At 68.7% G+C, this 249-nt stretch carries 1 protein-coding gene; it reads left to right on the forward strand.

What is annotated here, in order from left to right; all coding sequences use genetic code 11:
- Positions 1 to 58 precede the first annotated feature (58 nt).
- Positions 59 to 249: PLP-dependent transferase (locus AC0IY0_RS28895; protein WP_471766496.1), on the forward strand; the 191-nt coding region annotated here is incomplete at its 3' end.

Below are 249 nucleotides of genomic sequence, written 5' to 3' on the forward strand. Positions count from 1 at the left end.
CTGACGACCCGCCGGCCATGCGCGCTGGTCCGAATTTCGGCGCAGGAAAGACAAGCCGATGCCAGAGGGCCTCGATGCCCGCACGATCGCGGCGACCAACGGGGTGGCCCAGGATACGTCCTTCGGCGCCGTGATCGCGCCGAACCACCTCTCGACGACCTTCAAGTTTCCCGCCTTCGAGCAACCCGGGCCCTACGAGTACTCGCGGCTCGGCAACCCCTCCCGCGACCAGCTCGCCGACGCCATCGC

Source organism: Methylobacterium sp. AC315 (genome assembly GCF_979253755.1).